The following is a 23529-nucleotide window of genomic DNA, read 5'->3' as shown; positions in this document are numbered from 1 at the left end:
CCGTCCTCACGGGAACAAGGGGGCCATCATCAGACCCAGGGTTTCATCCTCACCTAACATCAGGTTGGCGTTCTGCAAGGCTTGCCCACTGCTACCTTTTGTCAGGTTATCCAATGCTGCCACCACGATTGCACGGCGTTCGATCCGATCTCCAACGACACCGATATGGCAGAAGTTCGACCCCCGCACATGGTGGGTTGAGGGCGTCTCGCCAAATGGCAGCATCTCAATGAAGGGCTCGGCTTCATAGGCCGATTGAAGTGTCTCATACACGCTCTGCGGGTCGCCCTTTACATAGGTTGTGGCCAGAATACCCCGGTTGGCTGGGATCAGGTGCGGTGTGAACTGCACATGCACCGTCCGTCCAGCCAGTTCCGAAAACTCCTGATCAAACTCGCCCAGATGCCGGTGCGTCCCGCCAACGGCATATGCGTTCGCCCCTTCACTGAGTTCTGCGTGCAATAGATTCTCTTTCAGCGCCCGACCTGCGCCCGAGACCGCGCATTTCAGGTCCAGAATAATGTCATCCAGATCAATCACACCCGCCGATATCAGCGGACGCAGCAAATACTGACCCGTCGCGGCATTGCATCCGGTCCCGGCAACCAGCCGAGCGCCGCGGATTTCGTCACGGTAGAACTCGGTCAGACCATAAACCGCCTCTTCCTGATGCCCAAGCGCGGCATGTGAATTCCCATACCACTTCTTGTATTCGTCGCCATCGCGAAGTCGAAAATCTGCTGACAGGTCAACAATTTTCAAGGTGTTGGGCAGTTCGCGAATGACTTCCTGACTGGTCTTGTGCGGCAGAGCGCAGAAACACAGGTCGATTTGGCTAAATTCGATCTCGGAAATCTTGCAAAGCACCGGCAAATCCATATGGCGCAGATGCGGAAATACCTGCGCCATTGTCTGTCCAGCCTTCCGCTCGGCGGCCAGAGATTTGATTTCCATACTCGGATGCCCGGCGATCAGCCGCACGAGTTCCGCGCCGGTGTAACCAGAAGCGCCAAGAATTGCGATTTTGTGGGTCATGTCAGACCTCTTTCATTCATGTGTCACATGGGGTGACCGCCGCTGTGACGGTCAACGAATTACGGAATCGGAAAAGCGCCGTCCTTGACCTAGGTCAGGCGGCTTCAAAGGTGATTTGTCGTCGGAGGAACTGAGTCGCGCGATCCGTCACAACGCCCGGCTTACCCGTTGTCAGGAAGCCATCAGTGCCCTCACCCAGCATATTCGGATGCCGTTGCAAGTAGTCTGCAAGGCTTTCCGCAACCAGATCACCCTGGCTATAGACTTTCACATCCGGTCCGAGCGCCTGCTGAAACGTCTCTGCCATCAGCGGGTAATGCGTACAGCCCAGAATGGCTGCTTGCGGTTCCGGCATCTTGCGCTTCAGAGCATCCACATGGCTGCGTACCAAAGCCTCGGCCAAGATCATGTCGCCCTCTTCGATGGCGTCCACAACCCCGCCGCAGGCTTGCGCCTCGACATCAACCCCTATCGCCCGAAACGCCAGCTCCCGCTGAAACGCACGGCTCGACACTGTCGCGGGCGTCGCAAACAGCGCAACATGCTGCACCTGAACCTCACGCGGTGGAGAGTTGTCGCCCCATTGCCGTTCAGTCAGCGCCTCAATCAAAGGCACAAATACGCCCAGTACACGCTTTCCTTCTGGCACGCCCGCTTCTTGCATCCGACGCAGGGCGGCGGCGCTTGCGGTATTGCAGGCCAGAATCACCAGATTGCAGCCGCGATCCCAAAGGTCCTGCACAGCGTTTCGTGTCAGGTTAAAGATATCCTCGGCATCGCGCACACCATAAGGCGCATGCGCGCTGTCCGCGAAATAAAGGAAATCAACGTCGGGCAGACGTTTCTGCGCGGCGTTCAGGACGGTCAAACCACCCAATCCGGAATCAAAGATACCTACTGCCATTTGCCCCTTCAGGCGCGATGCCGTTCCTCGAATTCATAGCCATAGTCATAAGACTTCAATGGCTCTGGAGACAGCTCATACGTGGCTTTGCGCAGGAAATCCATCATCTTGCGCGTATCCTTGCCCAGCGGGTCCAGAATGTCGCGCCCAATGGGGTCTCCTACAACCACGCGGACGGGGGTATCGACACGTTTCTTGAACTCTTTGATCAGCAACCCCATCCGCAGAGTGTTGTGCAGATGGCTGGCAATCTGGAACAAACGCGAGGTGTGTCCATCGAAGAAAACCGGCACAACGGTCGCATTGGATTTGGCAACCATCCGCGCTGTAAATCCGCGCCACCCTGGATCCATCGGATGAGAAAATGGCTTGGCCGCAGTGCTGACGGTGCCACCCGGGAAGATCCCGATTGCACCACCATCGCTTAGGTAGTTCAGAGCGGTTTTGCGGGTCGCAAGATTCAGCTTCATCGCATCTTTTGTGGCATCAAACGAAATTGGCAGCACGATGCTGTTCAGGTCTTCAGCTTTGCGAAAAACATGATTGGCGAGAATGCGAAAGTCTGTCCGAGTCTGAGACAGGATGTGTCCCATCATTAGCCCGTCTAGAATGCCATAAGGATGGTTCGCAATCAGGATCAATGGCCCATCTTTTGGGATGTTCGACAACACACCGCCAACCACGTCTAATGTCAGCCCATATCGATCCACCATTACGGACCAAAAATCACGCCCCTGTGCGACCTCCTGCTCATACCCGTCAGCGCGGCGGATAAGACGCAGACGACCGGTCGTGTTTTCCATCAGCTTGATCACTATACGCCCGCTCCGCGTTTCTGCGGAATGGGCGTAAGAGATGTCACGAGCGACGTGATGGCGCGAGGGCATTGGCTACTCCGGTTTGCTGCCGCTTAGATAAGGCCGGGTAGCCAGTTTGCATAGGTTTGATGACAAGCTTGTAAAGCCTCACTCTGCCGCAGCTTTCATCTGAGGCCCGCCATCGCGAATAACAGCCAACAATTCCTCGCGACGTTTCGCAGCCTTGGCTTCATTCGCGACCAAAACCGGACCGAAACCGCGAATGTCCAATGGCAGAGCCGCAAGGGCCGCGATCGCATCACTGGTTTCGGGTGTCAGGCTGGGCAAAACCTCTTTCATGTCCTTTTCATACTGGCGGATCAGAGCACGCTCCATTTTGCGCTCTGTCGTGTAGCCAAAGATATCCAGCGGAGTGCCGCGCAAACCTTTCAGCTTGGCTAGAACCTTCAGCGGACCAAGAAACCACTCTCCGAACGTTTTCTTGGCCGGGCGGCCATTGTCGCCCTTCGTCCCCAGGGTTGGCGGCGCAAGATGGAAGGTCATCTTAAAGTCACCATCAAACTCGGCCTCCGCCTTCTGGCGACTGTCGAGCAGCAATCGGGCGACTTCATATTCATCCTTATATGACAAAAGCTTATGGTAGCCTTTGGCAATAGCCTCACGAACGTGTTGATCTGCAACGCTGTCGACCAGCTTGCGATAACGTTTCGCCAACCGCTTGTTCTGATAGTCGATCAGGTGCGCAGCGCGGAAATCGATCACTTGATCGAGGGTCTTTGGTAACTCTGCTACGTTGGGGCGCAAAATATTGGCCACGTCGTCGGGGTGGGTCACCGCCCAGCGACCAACTTCAAAGGCGCGTTTGTTGCGCTCGACCGCCGCACCATTCAACTCAATAGCACCCATTATCGCTTGGTGACTGATCGGTAGCAGACCACGCTGCCAGGCTGCGCCAAAGACCATCATATTGGAATAGATCGAGTCGCCCATCACGGCTCGCGCCAGATCGGTGGCATCGAAAAGGGCCACCCCATCTTTCAACCGCGCCTGCAGCGCAAGCTGCAATTGATCGCTGGGGATTGTGAATTCTGTATCGCGCGTGAAGTCACCGGTGATAATCTCATGACTGTTCACAACGGCGCCGGTCTGGCCGGTTTGCGTGAGGCCAAGCGTCTTGGCCCCGGCCGATACCACCAGATCACCGCCGATCAGCGCATGCGCCTCGCCAGTGGCAACACGGATCGCGCTGATATCTTCGGGCCGGTTGGCCAGACGGCAATGGATATGTACGGCGCCACCCTTCTGTGCGAGGCCGGCCATTTCCATCATACCGGCACCCTTGCCGTCGATTTGTGCGGCTTGCGCCAGAACCGCCCCGATGGTGACAACGCCTGTGCCACCAACGCCGGTGATCACGACATTATGGGTGCCGTTGATCTGTGGCAAAACGGGGTCCGGTAGGTCGGGCAAGTCGAGGTCGGTCGTCGCCTCTTTGCGGATTTTCGCCCCTTCAACGGTTACAAAAGACGGGCAGAACCCGTTCAAGCAGGAAAAATCCTTGTTGCAGCTTGACTGATCAATCGCACGCTTGCGGCCAAGTTCGGTCTCTTTCGGTACGATGGAAACACAGTTCGACTGAACGCCGCAATCTCCGCAACCCTCACAGATATCAGTATTTATGAACACTCGCTTATCGGGGTCGGGGAACGTGCCGCGCTTGCGTCTCCTGCGCTTTTCAGCTGCGCAGGTCTGGACATAAACAATGACCGATACACCCCCGATTTCGCGGAATTTTTCCTGAACCTGCATCAGTTTTGAACGCTCGAACGTCTCAACACCCGAAGGCAACGCACCAAAATTCACATCTTCTTTTTCGTCGTAAACGACAGCGACGTTGCTGACACCCATCGCACGGACCTCGGCGACGATGCGTTCGGCACTTAGCCCACCTTCGTTCTCCTGACCTCCGGTCATCGCAACGGCGTCGTTATAGAGGATCTTAAAGGTGATATTTGTGCCCGCAGCCAGTGCCGCCCGGATCGCCTGCACGCCGGAATGGTTATAGGTGCCATCGCCGAGGTTTTGGAACACATGCTGTGTGGTTGAAAACGGAGCCTCGCCAATCCAGTTCGCCCCTTCGCCGCCCATCTGGGTGAAACCGGTGGTTTCGCGATCCATCCACTGCACCATGTAGTGACAGCCAATCCCGGCATAGGCTCGGCTGCCATCAGGCAGCTTGGTTGAACTGTTATGCGGACATCCTGAACAAAAGTATGGTAAACGCGCCGCGATTTCCTGCGCATTGTCAGCCCGGCGCGCTTCGGACAGCGCCTCCAGTCCGGCACGAACGCCATCTGTATCGCGCCCCTCTTCGATTAGGATCTCACCCAGCTTCTCGGCAATCATGATCGGGTCGAGCGCTCCTCGGGTCGGGAACAGTTCTTCGCGGTGCAGCGTCCCCGCGCCGCCTTTGTACCAGCCATAAACACGGCGCCCACGACGGTCGTCAAAGATCGCTTCTTTAACCTGAACTTCGATCAGCTTGCGCTTTTCCTCGACGATCACGATCAGGTCCAGTCCCTCAGCCCAATCGTGGAAGCCCTTCATATCCAAAGGGAAAGTCTGACCGACCTTATAGGTGGTAATGCCTAGCCGTTCGGCCTCATCCGCGTTGATGTTCAGCAGCGACATGGCATGAGTCAGATCAAGCCAGTTCTTACCCGCCGCCACAAACCCAATCTTGGCGCCCGGTTTTCCCCAGACCCTCTTGTCTAGCTTGTTGGCGTGCGAAAAGACCTCTGCCGCAAAGCGCTTGTGGTCGATTACGCGCGCTTCCTGCAGATGCGGCGTATCACCCAGCCGAATATTCAGCCCACCCTCTGGCATATCGAATTGAGGGGTGACCAGCTGCATTCGGTCAGGGCGGCCATCTACGACGGAAGTCACTTCGATCGTGTCTTTCATCGTTTTCAGCCCGACCCAGACCCCGGCGAAGCGGCTGAGCGCAAATCCATAGATGCCATAGTCCAGAATTTCTTGCACACCTGCCGGGCTGACCACGGGCATATACATGTCCACCAGTGACCATTCCGACTGATGTAAAACGGTCGAGCTTTCACCCGTGTGATCATCGCCCATGGCCATCAATACACCGCCATGTTGCGCCGTGCCCGCCATATTGGCATGGCGCATCACATCACCGGATCGATCTACGCCCGGCCCCTTGCCATACCAGAGCCCAAAAACACCATCGAATTTTCCGTCGCCACGCAGCCCCGCCTGTTGGCTGCCCCACAATGCGGTTGCAGCCAGATCTTCGTTCAATCCGAATTGAAAGGTGACATCCTTTTCGGCAAGTTGCTTTTCTGCACGAGACATCTGAAGGTCTACAGCCCCAAGCGGAGACCCCCGATAGCCTGTGACCAGACCCGCTGTGTTCAATCCCGCCGCAGTGTCTCGTACTTTTTGCATCAGCATCAAACGCACCAGTGCCTGTGTGCCGTTCAAAAGAACCGGGCTTTTGGACAGGTCGAACCGGTCGTTGAGTGAAATTTTCGGCTGACTCATCTGACGTCTCCCCTCGTCGGATTAGTGTGCTTTATTCTCGTGCATATTAGGTCATAAATACTGACCTGTATAGTGATTTTACTCTATTCCGTAACGATTTCCGGGTTTCATTGTGGAATTTGTTACCTGTTTCATATAGGGCTGCGCGAGGATAACGAAAGTTGCGGCGATGGATTGGGACAAGCTCAGAATATTTCACGCGGTTGCAGACGCTGGCAGCCTCACACACGCGGGAGACAAGCTCAATTTATCTCAATCCGCGGTGAGCCGTCAGATCCGCGCGCTTGAAGAATCACTCGATGCAACCTTGTTCCACCGCCATGCACGCGGTCTGATTCTGACAGAACAAGGCGAATTGCTGTTCGATGCCACGACGGCCATGCTGAAACGTCTGGATGCCGCTGCAGCGCGTATCCGGGATAGTGAAGATGAGGTCTTTGGCGTACTGAGGGTGACCACCACCTTCGGATTCGGCACGCTGTGGCTCGCCCCGCGCTTACCGAAGCTCTATGAACAGTATCCCGACCTTAATATCGACCTCATGCTTGAAGAGCGGGTGTTGGATCTGCCAATGCGTGAAGCCGATGTGGCCATCCGCATGAAAGAGCCCAGCCAGGCCGATCTCGTGCGCAAACGTCTGATGACTGTGCAGATGCTGCTCTATGCAACGCGCAGCTACTTGGATGCTCATGGTGGGGCGCCTGAAACGCTGGAAGATATTTCCAAGCACCGATTGATCTGCCAAACGCCCGCAGCCCCTCAGGTTGGGGCAAGCGCGTCGATGGTTCGTCACCTTATGACATACAATCCCGGCTCGTTGCTGACCGTGAACAACTATTTCGGCGTTCTTCAGGGCGTGCTGCATGATCTGGGTATCGGAGTACTTCCTGATTATGTGACAGAGGACTTCCCGGATCTGGTCCCCGTCATGTCAGACATCGAAAGTGCTGATGTACCGGTTTACCTCGCCTACCCCGAAGAATTGCGTCATTCCAAACGGATAGCGGCATTTCGGGACTTTGTGCAGGATGAGATAATCGCCCATCGCAAACAGCTAAGGCAATTGGGCAAGCTATAGCCATGCACTCAGAGCATAGCGGGCATGACGCCGGGGTCTGCTAATAGACCTTGATCGTTAATAAACTGATCCCTAAATGAGCACATGAAGGCGGTGATGCTGAAACGCTCATCATCTTCATACCTCCCTGTTGGACTACGGCCGAGCTTAGTGCTCGGCCTTTTTTTTGCGCGAGGCTGATGCAATTCAGTGGAAAGCACTGGGAAAATCCAACGCGTAGGCCTATGATCCCGAAAAAACACCTAAATTTCGTGTTCGAGGGCTAATTCATGTTCCACTCATTCCGCCTATTGTTGGCGATGATTTCAGTCTTGTTCCTGGCCGTGCCACTTCATGCACAAGACACAAGCACAACCGCTACAGTTGAAATTCCCGAAGATTTGACGCCAGAACAGGTTGATGATCTGGTTGCGCGCATGTCTGACGACCAAGTACGGGCGATCCTTCTGGAACGCCTTGACGCTGTCGCCGAAAAGCAAGCGGCGGAAAAGGAAGGTCAGGAAGACCCGCTGACCGAGCTCAATGAGATCTGGGCAGAAATGGTCGCATCCTGGACACATGTTCTGACCACAGTTCCCAATATCATCAGTGCGCAAATCACTGCATTTAGCAATTTCTCTGACAAATTGGGGGGCGCTGGTGTTCTGACGCTAATGGGGCTGGTGCTCTCGGTCCTGATAGTCGGCTTCATTGCTGAGAAGCTATTCATTTTCCTGACCCGCCGCTGGCATGAGGCAACCGAGCCCTCGGGTGACGCTGATCTCAGAGGCGCTGTGAACTACCTGTTCCGCCGATTTTGCCGCGAAATTGCAGGGCTTATCGTATTCTACGTCGTCATTCGGGCGATTGGCCGAGGATTGCTGAGCCCCGAGCAGATCATCTATGCAGCCCCATTTGTATTCTACCTAATCTGGGTGCCGCGTCTGGGGGCAGCAGTCTCGCGCTTTGTTCTTGCGCCGCAAAAGCCACAATTCCGATTGGTAAACATTGACGACCACTGGGCAAAATACCTGCATCGCAACCTGATCGGTCTGCTGATCCTGATCGGCTTTACCTTGTTCGTACTAAGGTTCAATGCGCTGAACGGGGTTACCGGCGATCAGACGCGCATCGGTTTCTGGCTGAACGCAGCAATCCACGTCTATATTGGCATAATCGCCTGGACAGCGCGCGAAGGTTTGTCACAGATGATGCTGGGTACCGACCCGGACCACACCAAGTTCGACGAAGAAGTCGCGCGGTATTACCCGTATTTTGCAATCGGCGTTTCTGTCGTGATTTGGCTGCTGGTCGAATTCCTGGTGGCACAACGCAACCCGGCGCTGATCCGCGTGCTGTCCGGTGGGGCGCATTTCACAACCATGTTCTGGCTGTTGATTGCACCTGCACTTGATACATTGATACGTGGTTTGGTGCGTCACCTGCAGCCGCCAATGTCGGGCGAAGGGCCATTAGCAGAACGCGCCTATCGATCGGCCAAGCGCAGTTATATTCGAATCGGTCGAGTGATTGCTGGCCTCTTCGTCGTCTTCATGATTTCCCGTGTTTGGCAGCTAGATCTGCGCCATGTTGCGTCCGCAGGTATCGGTGCCGAAGTTGGCGGCGCAATCATCGAGTTCCTGCTGATCATCGCTGTCGGCTACATCCTGAACGAGATCGTCTCGCTGTGGATTAACCGTCGTCTGGCCAAGGAACAGACAGCGGCCGAGGAGCTGGATGAAGAAGCCGGCGGAGAAGGTGGCGGCGCGGGTGGTTCGCGTCTGGCGACCGTTCTGCCCTTGTTGCGGATTACCGCACAAGTCACCATCTCGGTGATCTTCGGCCTACTCGCCCTGAGCGCTTTGGGCATTAACATCACGCCGCTGCTGGCTGGTGCTGGTGTTTTGGGTCTGGCCATCGGCTTTGGCGCACAGAAACTGGTGGCCGATATCGTTGGCGGCATCTTCTTCCTGATCGATGACGCCTTCCGCGTCGGTGAATATGTAGATGTCGGCGGGACCATGGGAACGGTCGAGAAAATTTCGATCCGCTCAATGCAGCTTCGCCACCATCGTGGTCCAGTCCATACTATACCTTATGGCGAGATTCAAAAGCTCACCAACTTCAGCCGTGACTGGGTGATCATGAAGTTGAAATTTACTGTGCCGTTCGACACCGACCCCAACAAGGTCAAGAAGATCTTCAAGAAGATCGGTGCCGAGATGATGCAGGACGAGGTTCACAAAGATGGCTTCCTGCAGCCCTTCAAATCTCAGGGTGTGTTCGACTTCGACGATGTCGGTATGATCATCCGAGGCAAGTTCATGGCCAAGCCCGGCAAGCAATTCACACTGCGTAAGGAAATCTTTAACCGTGTGAAGGCCGAATTCAACGCAAATGGTATCGATTTCGCCCGCCGCGAGGTGCGCGTCGCCATCCCGGGGTTGGATGAGGCTGAGAACATAACTGAAGAACAAAAAGCTGCCGCCGGCGCAGCCGCCGCAGATGCGGTCAACAAAAGGCAAAACCCCGCCTGACACTTAGGCTTCGACACGTTTCAGCCGCTGGCTGAACCAAATCAGCACGCCTCTCAAATCGGAACCGGTCTTATGGCCGGTTCCATTTTTTATTGCCCGATGACCCCTGTGCGGGTTTGGCTCTTTCCTCAAGCGGCCCATTGCCCTAAAAGGCCCGCAATCTCGGCCCACTTGGACACAGGACAGAAGATGCAAGAGCCCGCCATCACACCCGATCTGATTGCCGCACATGGGCTCAAGCCCGAGGAATACGACATGATCCTTGAGATCATCGGGCGTGAGCCGACCTTTACCGAGCTTGGCATCTTTTCAGCGATGTGGAACGAGCATTGTTCTTATAAGTCATCCAAGAAATGGTTGCGCACCCTTCCGACATCTGGCCCTCAGGTTATCTGCGGCCCAGGCGAGAATGCGGGTGTCGTCGATATCGGCGACGGTCAGGCCGTGGTGTTCAAGATGGAAAGCCACAACCACCCTTCGTATATCGAACCTTATCAGGGCGCGGCGACCGGCGTGGGCGGCATCCTGCGGGATGTTTTCACCATGGGCGCACGGCCCATCGCCTCGATGAACGCACTGTCCTTTGGCGAGCCGGGCCACCATAAGACGCGCCAATTGGTGAACGGAGTGGTCGAGGGGATTGGCGGCTACGGCAACTGCTTCGGTGTGCCTTGCGTGGGTGGCGAAGTTCGGTTCCACCCGGCCTATAACGGCAACTGCCTTGTGAACGCGTTTGCCGCTGGTCTGGCTGACAGTGACAAGATTTTCTACTCGGCCGCTTCGGGCGTTGGGATGCCCGTCGTCTATCTGGGCGCAAAAACCGGTCGTGACGGTGTGGGCGGAGCAACCATGGCATCGGCCGAATTCGATGACACCATCGAAGAAAAACGCCCCACCGTTCAGGTCGGCGACCCCTTCACCGAAAAGCGCCTGATGGAAGCAACGCTGGAACTGATGCAGACCGGTGCCGTGATCTCGATCCAGGACATGGGCGCAGCGGGCTTGACCTGCTCGGCTGTAGAGATGGGCGACAAAGGTGGTCTGGGCGTGCGTTTGGACCTCGAGAATGTCCCGCAACGCGAAGAGAACATGACAGCCTATGAAATGATGCTGTCGGAATCTCAGGAACGGATGCTGATGGTCCTCAAACCTGAGCTTGAGGCTGAGGCCCGCGCCGTGTTCGAAAAATGGGACCTCGATTTTGCCATCGTTGGCGAAACCATTGCCGAAGACCGTTTCCTGATCATGCACAATGGTGAGATCAAAGCCGATCTGGTCCTGTCTAAACTGTCCTCGACCGCGCCTGAATACGACCGCCCGTGGGAACCGACCCCTGAGTCTGCGCCACTGGAAGACGTACCACAGATCGATCCGATCGACGGTCTGCGCGCCCTGCTCTCTTCACCCAATTACGCAGGCAAACAATGGGTCTATGAGCAATACGACACCATGGTCATGGCGGATTCAACTCGCACGCCGGGTCTGGGCGCTGGCATGGTCCGCGTACATGGCACCGACAAGGTGCTAGCCTTTACCAGCGACGTAACCCCACGCTATGTCCGTGCAAACCCGGTGGAAGGCGGCAAACAAGCGGTGGCCGAGGCCTATCGCAACCTGACCGCCGTGGGGGCCAAACCACTTGCCACCACAGACAACCTGAACTTCGGGAACCCCGAAAAGCCCGAGATCATGGGTCAGTTCGTCGGCGCGATCCAAGGTATCGGTGCCGCCGTTGGTGCGCTGGATATGCCCATCGTGTCGGGCAACGTCTCGCTTTATAACGAGACTGACGGCCAGGCGATCCTGCCAACCCCCACCATCGGCGCGGTTGGTCTTCTTGCTCATAGCGACGAGATAATCGGAAACGAAGTTCGGGATGGCCATGTTGCGCTGGTCATCGGCGAAACCAACGGCCATATGGGTCAGTCCGCCCTGCTGGCCGAGGTATTCAACCGCGAGGACGGAGACGCGCCGCATGTTAATCTGGCTGCAGAGGCGCGCAACGGGGAATTCATCCGTGCCAATCGCGAGATGATCAAAGCATGTACTGATCTTAGCGATGGCGGCCTTGCACTGGCTGCGTTTGAACTTGCTGAAGCTGCAGGCGTCGGCGTTTGCCTGGATGATGCATCATCCGAGTTCCTATTCGGCGAAGACCAGGCCCGTTATCTTGTGGCGTGCAACTTCGATCAAGCCGAGGCGCTGATGATCGCTGCCGGTCAGGCCGGTGTCCCGCTGGTCTCGGTTGGTCGATTTACCGGTGACAGCGTTAAGATCGGCAATTCCGAAGCTCCTTTGGCAGAACTGACCGAGACCTTCCGTCAGAGCTTTGCCGCCGCGGTCGCCTGATAAATCGTCTCTTCCGAATTCCAGAATTCTCGCGTCTTCCATAGGCGCGGGATTCGCGTATCTGAAAAATGCTCGACATCTTGCACGCCCGCTCCCATCACTCTACATCTTGGGAAAGACCTACAGGAGTGAACCTACATGCCGATGAGCGCCCACGAGATTGAAACCCTGCTGCGCGAAAGCTTTCCCAATGCGGAAATTCAGGTTGGTGGCAGCGATGGCGTGCACATGTCCGCCATGGTCGTGGACGAAAGCTTTCGCGGCAAAAACCGCGTTCAGCAACAGCGTGCGGTTTACGCTGCGCTGAAAGGCAAGATGGATGGATCTGATGGGGAATTGCACGCGCTGGCGTTGACGACGAAGGTACCTGAATGACACAGAACTACTTTCAAAAAAGCGCCTAAGTGGCTTTGAAAAGATGAGTGGCTGGCCCTTCTGGAAATCTCTTCTTGGTGCATTGATAGTTGTCGCCGCCCTCATCGAAGCCTATGTCAAACGCAACAGAAAACGAAAACTGTCGGATATGCGCCCTGACCCCGATACGCTTAGCAAGGTTGGGGGAATTGAACGATACGGGCTTGATCCGGTGACGCTTGCACAAGCAGAACACCGGCGGCTTGAAGAAGAAGGATGGGCACCTGAACTGCCCGATAACCGAACGACCGCCGCGCAAGCGGATGAAAAGGAAAAGCAAGATGAGCGACGTTAAGACCCAGATCGACGAAACCGTCAAAGCCAACGATGTGGTGCTTTACATGAAAGGCACCAAAGAGATGCCGCAGTGCGGGTTCTCATCCCGGGTGGCCGGTGTTCTGAATTACATGGGCGTCGAATACACCGATGTGAACGTTCTGGCTGACGAAGCTGTGCGCCAGGGCATCAAGGACTACTCCGACTGGCCAACCGTGCCTCAGCTTTATGTCAAAGGCGAGTTTGTCGGCGGTTGCGACATTATCACTGAAATGACGCTGTCGGGTGAGCTAGACACACTGTTCGATGAAAACAGTGTGGGCTACAACAAAGACGCTGCGGACAAAATCCGCGAAGCAAACGCGTAAGCTATCGGCTGCTACAGTCCTTGAACAATACGAGTTCCGGGGCTGTGTCGCCTTCGGCCTGATGGCTGATCGTGGCATCCCACCCCTTGGAGCGCAGGGTGTATGTCCCTGCCCCTCCGACGGATTCATACCGGATGCCCGAACCGCTTGGGACCTGTTTCATGGGGATCAACTGATCATCGATCATCATCGCAGCCGCCCCATCGCCATTTGAGGCGTTAAAGTAGGACACCGGCACTTGCGTGTTGTTTTCACAGGTAAACGTCACGGACAGAATGTCGATATCGGCCTTTGCCATCGTGCCAGTCAGCGAGACGACGGCCGCGCAAAAGGCCATTCGGGCGATCGGCATTAGGCCGTCCTTTCTTCAATGACTGCCGCCAGGGCTTCGGCGCGCGCCGCCATTTCAGCCAGCGTATCCGTGACAGATGGCGGCACTACCGCGACCTCGATCCGTTCAGGTTCCGGCTGCGGTTGGCTGCGGAGCCGCTTCAATTCGGTCTCCAATTCAACCAGCTTGGCCTCGGCCAGTTTCATGCGATCTTCATGCGCGGCTGCCTTGTCTGCCAACATGAGTCCCGCCATCAGCAGCATCCGCGATTCCGGCATACGTCCGATCTGGTCCGACAAAACCTGAGCCTCATCATCCAGCAGTCTGGCTGCCGCTTGCAGAAACGGTTCTTCACCGTCCTGGCACGAGACATCAAAGCCGCGGCCACCGATATGAATGGTTACTTCGGGCATTATTCCACCTCTCCCTCGGCCAGATTGGCATGACTTAGCAATGGCTCAAGTCGAGCCAGGACCGCATGCGCTTCGGCTGCGTCCGACGCGCGCGCGGCACGTATGGCTTCTAATTCGGCTGTCGTCGCCCGGTTCAGCATGTCAGCATCCGTGACACCGTCCTCTGCGGCGGCGCGTAATTCATCGACAGCGCTCCGGAGCTGATCGTTTGCATTGCGAAGCCGTTGCAAATCATCATCCAACCGGGACATCGCGGCACCATGGCTAGCCCGTTCCGCGCGCAGCATCTCAAGCTCGGCATTGAGTTCGGTTAACCGCTCGCTATCGACCAGTTCAGCCCGCAGACGCGCCAGTTCGGCCTCCATCTCTTCCGCGCGATCCGCGATTGGGGTCAATTGCTCGACCTGCGCGCGCAACGTATTCGCCTCTTCTGCAGCGCCCTGATGTGATCGCAGAGTCTCAATCTCAGCCTTCAAGCCCTCGACTTCGTCCGTGTTTTCAAGCGCAGCCTTGGCATCCGCCAACTCGGCCCGCGCAGCCTCAACCGTGGCGAGCTGAGAGGTCGCCTCGGCCAATTGCGCACGCAGCGCATCCACTTCCGAACTCGGTGCCGGTTGCGCACGCAGCGCGTCAATCTCTTGCGCGTGTCTCTCTTTGATCGTTTTCAGCCGTTCCTCAAGCTGGGCATTGGCCACCCGCTCTTCTTCAAGCGCCGTTCGCAGCGACGTGTCATCACCGGCTGCGGATCCAGCATCGTGCAAGGCCTCGACACCATTACCGATCCGCTCCATCGCGGTGATAATACGGCGTTGTAGTTCTTCGATCTGACTCATGCCTGTGTCACCTCTTTATCAAGGTTCGTTCTGATATTCGCCTACCCGAATCAAAAGCGGCGGCGCTCAGCCCTAGTCTAACGGAATGCGACAGAAAATACCCACTGTTTGGTTTCAACCACTTGCACACCGCTCTTGAAGCGCCAATTCGGTGTGCCACGCGGTTCTGCTTGCACTTTGACAATCGGATGGTATTCAGCGCCCATCTGCCCGTAAACCAAAGGAACTACGCCCGTGGACCTGACTGCGCTGCGCAATGCCAACCCCGAACACTGGGACAAGGCTGCGGCCATCCGCACCCTGACCCTCGACGCTGTCGCCGCCGCCAATTCCGGCCATTCCGGTATGCCGATGGGCATGGCCGATGTTGCGACCGTATTGTTCGAAAAGCACCTCAAATTCGACGCCACTGCCCCGAACTGGCCGGACCGCGATCGGTTCATCCTATCGGCGGGTCACGGTTCGATGCTGGTCTATTCGCTGCTGTATCTCACCGGTCATGGCGATGTTACGCTAAAAGAGATCAAGAACTTCCGTCAATTGGGCGCCAAAACTGCCGGGCACCCCGAGAACTTCCTGATCGATGGTGTCGAAACCACTACCGGACCTTTGGGTCAGGGCATTTCGAATGCCGTTGGCTTTGCGATGGCCGAGGAAATTCAGCGTGCGCATTATGGCAAGAAGATCGTTGATCACTATACCTACGTGATTGCGGGCGACGGCTGCCTGATGGAAGGCGTCAGCCAAGAGGCGATCACTTTGGCCGGTCGCCACGAGCTAAGCAAACTGATCGTCTTCTGGGATAACAACAACATCACCATCGACGGCACAGTCGACATCGCCGACCGCACCGATCAGGTGCGCCGTTTTGCGGCCTCGGGCTGGCATGTGCTTGAGATTGACGGCCACGACCCCAAGGCCATCGATGCGGCCATCGTGCAGGCGAAGAAGTCGAACAAACCGACGATGATTGCTTGTGAAAGTCACATTGCACTGGGTCACGCGGCGCAGGACACTTCAAAAGGCCATGGCGCTCTGACCGATCAGGATCAGTTGAACGCCGCCAAAGAAGCATATGACTGGCCGCATGATGCGTTCGTCATCCCTGCTGAGGTCAAAGCCGCTTGGGAGGCCATTGGCGCACGTGGCAAAGCCGAGCGCGCAGCGTGGGAGGAGCGTTTTGCGCAAGTCTCCGAACGTAAACAAGCCGAATTCAACCGCGCCTATGCGTTTGAGGCACCAAAGAAGCTGGCCGGCGCCATCCGGTCGTTCAAGAAACAGATGTCGGAAGACCAGCCAAAGCTGGCCACACGCGCCTCTTCAGAGAAGGTGTTGAATGTCATTAACCCGATCATGCCCGAAACCATTGGCGGCTCGGCTGACCTGACTGGATCGAACAACACCAAATCGGCTGATATGGGCGTGTTCCTCCCGGAAAACCGCAAGGGTCGGTATATCCATTACGGCATTCGTGAACACGGTATGGCCGCTGCTATGAACGGTATGGCGCTGCATGGTGGCATTCGCCCGTATGGCGGTACGTTCATGGCCTTCACCGACTATGCGCGACCCTCGATGCGTTTGGCTGCACTTATGAAGATCCCGACGGTGTTCGTGATGACCCACGACTCGATTGGTCTGGGCGAAGACGGTCCGACGCACCAACCGGTGGAACATCTGGCGATCTCACGCGCGACGCCGAACACTTATGTGTTCCGCCCAGCCGATACGATTGAGACCGCCGAAGCCTGGGAATTGGCGCTGACCTTAAAGGACAGCCCCTCGGTTTTGTCGCTGACCCGTCAAGGCGTGCCAACTGTTCGGACCCAGCACAAAGCCAAAAACCTGACCGCGCAAGGCGCTTATGTATTGGCTGACGCAGAAAACAAGCGTCAGGCGATTCTGATTGCCACAGGTTCCGAGGTTTCGCTGGCGATGGAAGCTAAAGCAATACTTGAGGCCGAAGGCATCGGCACTCGGGTCGTTTCCATGCCCTGTATGGAGCTGTTTGCCGAACAAGACGAAGCCTACCGCAAGCGCGTATTGCCTGCGGGAGCCGTCCGCGTCGGTATCGAGGCTGCGGTTCGCGCCGGAGGCTGGGACCGTTGGCTTCTGGGCGAGCGTGGTCGCGAGGCCAAAGCCGGGTTCATCGGCATGTCCAGCTTTGGTGCGTCGGCACCCGCCGGAGAGCTCTACAAGCATTTTGGCATCACGACCGAGGCAACAGTCGCCAAGGTCAAAGAACTGCTGGGTTGAACCTACCCAAATAAGTCAGAAGGCCTCGGTTAAAACCGGGGCCTTTTTTGTTAGACGAAAATTATTACTGACTGCATACCATCGACAATTAGATCACCATCGGTGTTCCACATCCGCATGACCTGAGAGCTGTAGCCGTCATGTCCAGCTGTCAATTGATGTTCCATCAACCACCATCCATCGCGAGTATGAATTTCTTCGGATAGCACGTTGAAAATCCAGTTCATTGACGAGTTGTTTCCCGGCTTCTTCAATGTCGGGAATATGGCCGGTGGCAATAGGTCCGCAATTGCGATCAACCCTTCGATCCTATCGCGCATGTCGGCATCATTATGGCGCGCCCAAACCTTCACATAGCCACGCTCTGCACCAGCAAATGGCCGCGCCCCGTCGATCAACCGAACGTCGAAGTTCTCAAGAAATGCGATGGGAAGTTTTGGCAAATCTGGCGGGAAATAGTGTTCTGTGATCTCTGGCTGTATCTCTGCCTTAGCCGGATGTTCGAACGCCACATGGCTTTCCTGTGCCTTGCCAAACGTAAATGTCCCAAGCGCGGCTGTATTCCCCTCAATCCTTGCTCGTGTATTGATCGTTGTGACATTCCGCCCATTGCGAAGCACCTCGGTTTCGATCAGCGGAGGTGAACCGATGGGCGCGGTAAAATTGATCAGGGCCGAGCGTAATGGCGGCAGAACATCGACCGCATTTCTCGCAGCAGCCAGCAGCAAGGCAGACGAGAAGCCGCCATATGTTGTGCGGCCTTGCATCCAGTTTGGCGGCACCGGAAACTGCAGCATCCCGTTCAACCGATCTGAACTGGCAAGGACTTGGGAAAGGCTGAGTTTAGTCATCGATCTCACACCGGATATGCTTCGATTGGAACTTACCCCGCTCTTACCGTTGTGCCAGATGAAACCTCACGTCACATGATCCTGATTTCAGTGTTTATTCTCAGATCCCGAAATCGCGCTGATCGCGGGGGACAGCAGCTTGGTTGCCACCGGTATCAGCGCCAGCCCATAGGCCAGACCGAATACACCATCCATCGTCGCCTTCGCGATCCACTTTACCGCGCCTGCCCATTGTTCAGACACAGTATGACTCGCAGCATTTGCCCAGTCGTAAATGTGATGGCCCAGCCAGCCAAAGCCCAGGTCCTCCATACCGTGGATCATGATCGACCCGCCGACCCACAGCATCGCAGCAGTACCAACGATAGATAGAACTTTCATGACAACGGGCATCGCTTTGACTAGGCCCCTTCCCGTTCCGCGCCCTATCGGCGTCGGCGCGTTTTGTGCCAAATACAGGCCGACATCATCCATTTTCACGATCAGAGCGACCGAGCCATAAACGGCGACGGTGACCCCAACGCCCACCACGGCCAGCGTCGCGGCTTGCATCCACACATTCGGCGCTTCAATGGCCGCCAAAGCGATGGTCATGATTTCAGCAGACAGGATAAAGTCAGTCTTGATCGCACCCTTCACCTTCTTTTCTTCCAGATGGCCGGGATCGGGATTTTTCATATCTTCGTCTATCGCATGGCTCCCATGTGGAAACAGGACGTGAAAAATCTTCTCGGCCCCCTCGAAACACAGATATGAACCACCGAGCATAAGCAGCGGTGTGATCAACCAAGGCGCAAAATTGGCTAGTAGCAATGCCACTGGCAACAACAGAATGATCTTGTTGAAAATCGATCCGCGCGCGATGCGCCAGATGATCGGCAGTTCCCGCGCCGGGGCAAAACCCTGAACGTATTTGGGCGTCACGGCCGCATCGTCAATGATCACACCCGCAGTCTTGGCCCCAGCCTTGCCGGCAGCGGCCACCACATCGTCCACCGAGGCCGCCGCAACCTTTGCAATGCCCGCCACGTCGTCCAACAGGGCCAACAGACCACTCATCGCGCTTCCTTTCCATTCATCTGTTCGATCGGACCCTACCTGATCCAACGGCTAGCGCAAGCGTTAGCGCAATCGGCGCAGGTTTGCGCTAACACCTTAAAAATATGCCATTTTTGCCCTTTTGAGATTCAATATTCGCGGCTATATGGCCTGCAACGCAAGCGCATTTTTGGAGACGTCGGATGACCATCAAGGTCGGTATCAATGGTTTTGGCCGCATCGGCCGCTGTACTCTGTCGCACATCGCCGCATCGGCGCGCAACGACATCGAAGTGATCAAGGTCAACGCCACCGGCCCGCTGGAAACCTCGGCGCATCTGTTGAAATACGACAGCATCCATGGACGTTTCCCACGCGACGTCTCGGTCGAAGGCAACACCATGGATCTGGGTCGCGGCCCGATGGAGATGTTCTCGACCTACGATATGAACGAGCTGGACTGGGAAGGCTGCGATGTCGTTCTGGAATGCACCGGTAAATTCAACGACGGCCTGAAAGCCAAAACCCATCTTGAGCGCGGCGCTGGTAAGGTTCTGCTATCGGCTCCCGGCAAAAATGTCGACAAGACCATCGTATTTGGTGTGAACCACAACAGCCTGACCGCAAACGACAATATGGTGTCGAACGGTTCTTGCACCACCAACTGCCTTGCTCCGCTTGCCAAGGTTCTGGACGAAGGTATCGGCATCGAGCATGGCATCATGACCACGATTCACGCCTATACCGGCGACCAACCGACGCTGGACCGTCGCCACAGCGATCTGTATCGCGCCCGCGCTGCCGCGATGTCGATGATCCCGACGTCCACTGGCGCGGCTGCAGCACTGGGAGAGGTTCTGCCGAACCTCAAAGGGCGCCTGGACGGCTCGGCCATCCGCGTACCTACCCCGAATGTTTCGGCCGTTGACCTGTCTTTCCGCGCCTCGCGCGACGTCACTGTCGAAGAGGTCAACGCCATCGTAGAAGAAGCAGCGAAAGGCCCGATGCAGCGCGTTCTGGGCTATGAGCCCGCTCCGCTGGTCTCGACCGATTTTAACCATACCGAAGAAAGCTCGATCTTCGCGCCGGATCAGACCCGTGTGGTCGACAACCGTATGGTGCGCGTGCTGGCGTGGTATGACAACGAATGGGGATTCTCGGTGCGTATGGCGGATGTCGCCGTCGCGATGGGCCGCCTTAACTGACCCTTCGCACATCGCTTGTACCTTTATGCCCGCTCAGGTTATCTGAGCGGGCATTTACGTTCAGGGCGCAGAAATGACAAATCAAATCGCCATCTGGCTTGGAATCCTAATTCTGGGCGGTCTGATGCTGGACGTGGCACTATTCGGCACCGAACACCTGCTGTTCCTGGGCAAGAAGCTCTACGATTTCCTGGATTGGCTCGCCTTCTGGCGCTGACAGAGGTTTTTCTTGACTTTCGCGCCAATCTGGCTTTGTTAGCGCTAACCATCTATGGACCATGTTCTGACGGAGCGCATTATGACACTCAAGCTGGCAATCAATGGATTTGGACGGATCGGGCGCGGCGTTCTTCGGGCCGTCATGGAATCCGGACGTACTGATGTTGAAATCATCGCAATCAACGATCTGGCAAAGCCCGAAATGAACGCACATCTGTTCGAGTTCGACAGTGTGCATGGACGCTATTCCAAACCCGTAAGTCTGACTGATGCAGGTCTGGATGTGGGTGCTGGGCCCATCCGGCTGACCAGCGAGCGTGATCCCGAAGCACTGGACTGGTCTGATGTGGATGTGGTTCTGGAATGCACCGGTGTTTTCCGGACCCGTGAAGCAGCTGAGCGGCACCTGAAAAACGGATCAAAGAAAGTATTGATCTCGGCCCCTGCCCGTGGCGACGGCGGCGTGAAGACAGTCGTGTTCGGCGTGAACGATCATGAGTTAACCGCCGACGATATCGTTGTTTCCAATGCCTCGTGCACCACCAACTGCCTGTCGCCGGTCGCGGCGGCTTTGGACGCAGGACTGGGCATCAAACACGGCAACATGACCACAGTTCATGCATACACGGCCAGCCAACCGGTTCACGACACTGCGGGTAAAGACCCCTACCTGTCGCGCGCAGCAGCACTGTCAATGATTCCGACGACAACTGGCGCGGCATCGGCTGTTGGTCTGGTTCTGCCGCAGCTTGCTGGTAAGTTGACCGGGCAAGCCATTCGTGTCCCAACGCCCAATGTCTCAGTCGTTGATCTGGTTGCTGAGGTTTCGCGACCGACGTCCGAAGAAGAGGTCAATGCCCTCTTTGTAGAAGCCGCCGCCAAAATCCCCGGCGTGCTGGCGGCCGAGAATCGCCCCTTGATCTCGATCGATTTCAACCACGACTCGCATAGCTCGACGGTTTCACTGGCTGAAACCAAAGTAACTGACGGCACATTGGTTCGTGTGCTTGCATGGTACGACAACGAATGGGGCTTCTCGAACCGGATGCTGGACACTGCCGCCGCGATGGGCGCGCTATCCTAACCGCTCTTTCAAGGCGGAATTGACGCGGGGCGTGACGAATTTTGACACGTCCCCGTTCAATCTGGCGATTTCTTTGACCAGTTTCGACGCAATGGCTTGATGCCGTGCCTCTGCCATCAAGAACACGGTCTCAATCGAGTCGTCCAACGCGCGATTCATCCCAACCATCTGGAATTCATACTCGAAATCCGCAACCGCACGCAGTCCGCGCACGATGATCTGAGCCCCTACATCGCGGGCGCAATCGATCAGCAGGTTTTCAAACGGATGCGCGACAATCTCAGTGCCAGTCTGCTCGGTTAGATGGGCGCATTCGGCCTCGATCATCGCGACACGCTCTTCCAAAGAAAACAGCGGGCCCTTGTCCCGGTTGATAGCAACACCAATGACGAGCTTATCCACCAGCGCAGCCGCGCGGCGAATAATGTCTATATGACCCATGGTGATAGGGTCGAAAGTACCGGGATATAATCCAACCCGCATTGGGCTCTCCAGCGCAACAATATTTCTGCGCAAGCAAACATAACTTTGCCGCAGGTGCAAGAGGCTGAAACAGCCCCCGCGTTCAGTGCCCCATGATCATGCCCTCAAGCGCGTCTTTTTCCATAGCAAGTTCAGCCAGTTGCGCCTTGACCGCATCACCCAGCGTAACGATGCCGACCAGTTTGCCATCTTCCAATACAGGCATGTGGCGAAATCGTCCTTCGGTCATCTGGGACAGGATAGACTCAACAGTATCCTGCTGGCTGGCGGTCACAAGTTGCTTGGTCATATAGTTGCTAACGGGTTTATCCAAGCATCCGCTGCCGCTGGCAGCCAACTCGCGAACAATGTCTCGTTCGGATAAAATGCCCGCTGCCGTCTGCCCCCCATCCTCGGAAATGACCACAGTACCAATCCGCTTTTCCGCAAGAATCTCGGCAGCCTGAGAAACGGATGCCGTTGGCTCGACCGTCTCCACACCGCCGCTGGCCTTTGATTTGAGAATGGCCTGTACAAGCATAAGCGAAAACCTCCGGAATTACGTACTGTTTTCCAAAGCGTTGCCGGAATGTGTGAATGTGTCAAGGTGAAGCTTCGCGCTCAAGCCGCGCTACTTCGTCCCGTATTCCGCGCGTCAACGCCTCGGCAAAGCGGTTCAATCGCTCATTGCGCTGATCGCCTTGATGGCGGACCAGATAGAACCCCCGGGTCAGACTGACCTGATCCGTCAGGATTTTCTGCAATCCCCGATGAAACGGCAATGTGAAATCATGTGCCACGCAGACCCCTGTTCCCAGCGAAACTTGTCGCAGCTGAACGGAAACAGAGTTTGATGCAAGCGCGACACGTTCAACACCGATGTCGTTGAGATAGTCCAGCTCGCGGTCGAAAATCATGTCCGGAATATAGCCTATCATCCGATGCCCTTTTAGATCCTCGATGGATCGAATTTCGGCGTGACGACTCAGGTATTCCTTCGTTGCGACCATATGCAGCCGATAGTCGGATATCTTCTGCACCAGCAGTTTCCCTGCGGTGGGCGCACTGACTGTTACCGCCATGTCGGCCTCTCGCCGGGATAGGTTGATGATGCGCGGCAACGCCAGGATCTGAATGTCGAGATCAGGATTGGCATCGCTGATCTTGGCGCAGACCTGTGGCAACAGGTAATTGGCACTACCATCCGGGGCACCAATTCGGATCTGACCGCTTAGCGATTTGGCAGAGCCTGACATGACACCAGTCGCTGCGCGCATAGCTTCTTCCGCCTGCAGCCCATGCTCCATCAGGCGTTGTCCTGCAGTCGTCAACACATAGCCCTGCTGTGATTTCGTGAACAACACCGCGTCCAATGCCGCTTCGAGCCGCGCGATTCTGCGCCCGACTGTCGCCGGGTCGATCTTGAGAACCCGCCCCGCACCCGAAAGGCTTTCATCGCGCGCGACCGCCAGGAAAACCCGCAAATCATCCCAATTCGGCGTCATGCCCTAC

The 23529-nt window shown here is 56.2% G+C and carries 22 protein-coding genes; 10 read left to right on the top strand and 12 right to left on the bottom strand.

Annotated features, from left to right (window positions below; translation table 11 throughout):
- Positions 1-6: 6 nt before the first annotated feature.
- The 4 genes from argC to ACR0EN_RS01960 all read right to left on the bottom strand — a co-directional run bounded on the left by argC (position 7) and on the right by ACR0EN_RS01960 (position 6324).
- Positions 7-1035 (bottom strand): N-acetyl-gamma-glutamyl-phosphate reductase, encoded by a 1029-nt coding sequence (gene argC, locus ACR0EN_RS01975; protein ID WP_480584966.1) that lies wholly within the window; start codon positions 1033-1035, stop codon positions 7-9.
- A 94-nt stretch (positions 1036-1129) separates the two neighbouring features.
- Positions 1130-1939, bottom strand: coding sequence for a glutamate racemase (murI, locus tag ACR0EN_RS01970; protein WP_170405556.1), 810 nt, complete (start codon positions 1937-1939; stop codon positions 1130-1132).
- 8 nt (positions 1940-1947) lie between these two features.
- The gene (locus ACR0EN_RS01965) at positions 1948-2826 is read right to left on the bottom strand and encodes a lysophospholipid acyltransferase family protein (protein WP_480584963.1); all 879 of its coding nucleotides are present in this window, start codon (positions 2824-2826) and stop codon (positions 1948-1950) included.
- 78 nt (positions 2827-2904) lie between these two features.
- Positions 2905-6324 carry an indolepyruvate ferredoxin oxidoreductase family protein gene (locus ACR0EN_RS01960; protein WP_480584960.1) on the bottom strand — a complete coding sequence of 1140 codons (3420 nt, stop codon included), beginning with the start codon at positions 6322-6324 and terminating at the stop codon, positions 2905-2907.
- 169 nt (positions 6325-6493) lie between these two features.
- Between ACR0EN_RS01960 and ACR0EN_RS01955 the strand changes: the two genes are divergently transcribed.
- The 6 genes from ACR0EN_RS01955 (at position 6494) to grxD (ending at position 13325) form a co-directional block, all read left to right on the top strand.
- Complete coding sequence (locus ACR0EN_RS01955) at positions 6494-7402, top strand: LysR family transcriptional regulator (RefSeq protein WP_170393176.1); 909 nt, start codon at positions 6494-6496, stop codon at positions 7400-7402.
- A gap of 269 nt (positions 7403-7671) precedes the next feature.
- The gene (locus ACR0EN_RS01950) at positions 7672-9918 is read left to right on the top strand and encodes a mechanosensitive ion channel family protein (RefSeq protein WP_480584957.1); all 2247 of its coding nucleotides are present in this window, start codon (positions 7672-7674) and stop codon (positions 9916-9918) included.
- A 189-nt stretch (positions 9919-10107) separates the two neighbouring features.
- On the top strand, positions 10108-12267 hold the full coding sequence (purL, locus tag ACR0EN_RS01945) for a phosphoribosylformylglycinamidine synthase subunit PurL (protein ID WP_170610483.1): 2160 nt from the start codon (positions 10108-10110) through the stop codon (positions 12265-12267).
- 138 nt (positions 12268-12405) lie between these two features.
- Positions 12406-12642, top strand: coding sequence for a BolA/IbaG family iron-sulfur metabolism protein (locus ACR0EN_RS01940; RefSeq protein WP_170393179.1), 237 nt, complete (start codon positions 12406-12408; stop codon positions 12640-12642).
- A gap of 43 nt (positions 12643-12685) precedes the next feature.
- The gene (locus tag ACR0EN_RS01935; protein WP_480584954.1) at positions 12686-12976 is read left to right on the top strand and encodes a hypothetical protein; all 291 of its coding nucleotides are present in this window, start codon (positions 12686-12688) and stop codon (positions 12974-12976) included.
- Positions 12963-13325 (top strand): Grx4 family monothiol glutaredoxin, encoded by a 363-nt coding sequence (gene grxD / locus ACR0EN_RS01930; protein WP_170393181.1) that lies wholly within the window; start codon positions 12963-12965, stop codon positions 13323-13325. Before ACR0EN_RS01935 ends, grxD begins: the two co-directional genes overlap by 14 nt.
- A 1-nt stretch (position 13326) precedes the next feature.
- Here grxD and ACR0EN_RS01925 read toward each other — a convergent pair whose 3' ends face one another.
- The 3 genes from ACR0EN_RS01925 to ACR0EN_RS01915 are packed head-to-tail and all read right to left on the bottom strand — an operon-like array spanning position 13327 to position 14902.
- A complete protein-coding gene (locus ACR0EN_RS01925) occupies positions 13327-13677 on the bottom strand; it encodes an MliC family protein (protein WP_170405544.1) in 351 nt (116 codons plus the stop codon).
- A complete protein-coding gene (locus ACR0EN_RS01920) occupies positions 13677-14069 on the bottom strand; it encodes a cell division protein ZapA (RefSeq protein ID WP_170393183.1) in 393 nt (130 codons plus the stop codon). Before ACR0EN_RS01920 ends, ACR0EN_RS01925 begins: the two co-directional genes overlap by 1 nt.
- Entirely contained in the window at positions 14069-14902 is an 834-nt protein-coding gene (locus ACR0EN_RS01915; RefSeq protein ID WP_170510519.1) for a coiled-coil domain-containing protein, read from the bottom strand. The genes ACR0EN_RS01920 and ACR0EN_RS01915 overlap by 1 nt, the downstream gene beginning before the upstream one ends.
- Positions 14903-15136: 234 nt before the next feature.
- On the opposite strand from ACR0EN_RS01915, the gene tkt reads away from it, so the two are divergent.
- Complete coding sequence (gene tkt / locus ACR0EN_RS01910; protein ID WP_480584951.1) at positions 15137-17158, top strand: transketolase; 2022 nt, start codon at positions 15137-15139, stop codon at positions 17156-17158.
- A 50-nt stretch (positions 17159-17208) separates the two neighbouring features.
- On the opposite strand, the gene ACR0EN_RS01905 is transcribed toward tkt, so the two are convergent.
- Entirely contained in the window at positions 17209-18009 is an 801-nt protein-coding gene (locus tag ACR0EN_RS01905; protein WP_170610477.1) for a thioesterase family protein, read from the bottom strand.
- Positions 18010-18096: 87 nt separating this feature from the next.
- On the bottom strand, positions 18097-19068 hold the full coding sequence (locus ACR0EN_RS01900; protein WP_480584947.1) for a DUF808 domain-containing protein: 972 nt from the start codon (positions 19066-19068) through the stop codon (positions 18097-18099).
- Positions 19069-19250: 182 nt separating this feature from the next.
- Between ACR0EN_RS01900 and gap (ACR0EN_RS01895) the strand changes: the two genes are divergently transcribed.
- The 3 genes from gap (ACR0EN_RS01895) to gap (ACR0EN_RS01885) all read left to right on the top strand — a co-directional run bounded on the left by gap (ACR0EN_RS01895) (position 19251) and on the right by gap (ACR0EN_RS01885) (position 21555).
- On the top strand, positions 19251-20252 hold the full coding sequence (gene gap / locus ACR0EN_RS01895; protein WP_170393188.1) for a type I glyceraldehyde-3-phosphate dehydrogenase: 1002 nt from the start codon (positions 19251-19253) through the stop codon (positions 20250-20252).
- Between the two features lie 73 nt (positions 20253-20325).
- Positions 20326-20469 (top strand): hypothetical protein, encoded by a 144-nt coding sequence (locus tag ACR0EN_RS01890; protein WP_010439846.1) that lies wholly within the window; start codon positions 20326-20328, stop codon positions 20467-20469.
- An 81-nt stretch (positions 20470-20550) separates the two neighbouring features.
- Positions 20551-21555, top strand: a complete 1005-nt coding sequence (gene gap, locus ACR0EN_RS01885; RefSeq protein WP_170645989.1) for a type I glyceraldehyde-3-phosphate dehydrogenase — start codon at positions 20551-20553, stop codon at positions 21553-21555.
- On the opposite strand, the gene coaD is transcribed toward gap (ACR0EN_RS01885), so the two are convergent.
- The 3 genes from coaD to ACR0EN_RS01870 form a co-directional block, all read right to left on the bottom strand.
- The gene (gene coaD / locus ACR0EN_RS01880) at positions 21547-22038 is read right to left on the bottom strand and encodes a pantetheine-phosphate adenylyltransferase (protein ID WP_170393190.1); all 492 of its coding nucleotides are present in this window, start codon (positions 22036-22038) and stop codon (positions 21547-21549) included. The two genes, gap (ACR0EN_RS01885) and coaD, sit on opposite strands and share 9 nt — an antisense overlap.
- Positions 22039-22120: 82 nt before the next feature.
- Positions 22121-22558 (bottom strand): CBS domain-containing protein, encoded by a 438-nt coding sequence (locus ACR0EN_RS01875; RefSeq protein ID WP_170405529.1) that lies wholly within the window; start codon positions 22556-22558, stop codon positions 22121-22123.
- A gap of 61 nt (positions 22559-22619) precedes the next feature.
- Positions 22620-23522 carry a LysR family transcriptional regulator gene (locus ACR0EN_RS01870; RefSeq protein WP_170405527.1) on the bottom strand — a complete coding sequence of 301 codons (903 nt, stop codon included), beginning with the start codon at positions 23520-23522 and terminating at the stop codon, positions 22620-22622.
- Between the last annotated feature and the right edge of the window lie 7 nt (positions 23523-23529).

The sequence above is a fragment of the Ruegeria sp. AB7 genome (genome assembly GCF_056542625.1).
The sequence above is the reverse complement of the archived record's forward strand: the minus strand, read 5'-3'. Positions and strand labels throughout refer to the sequence as shown.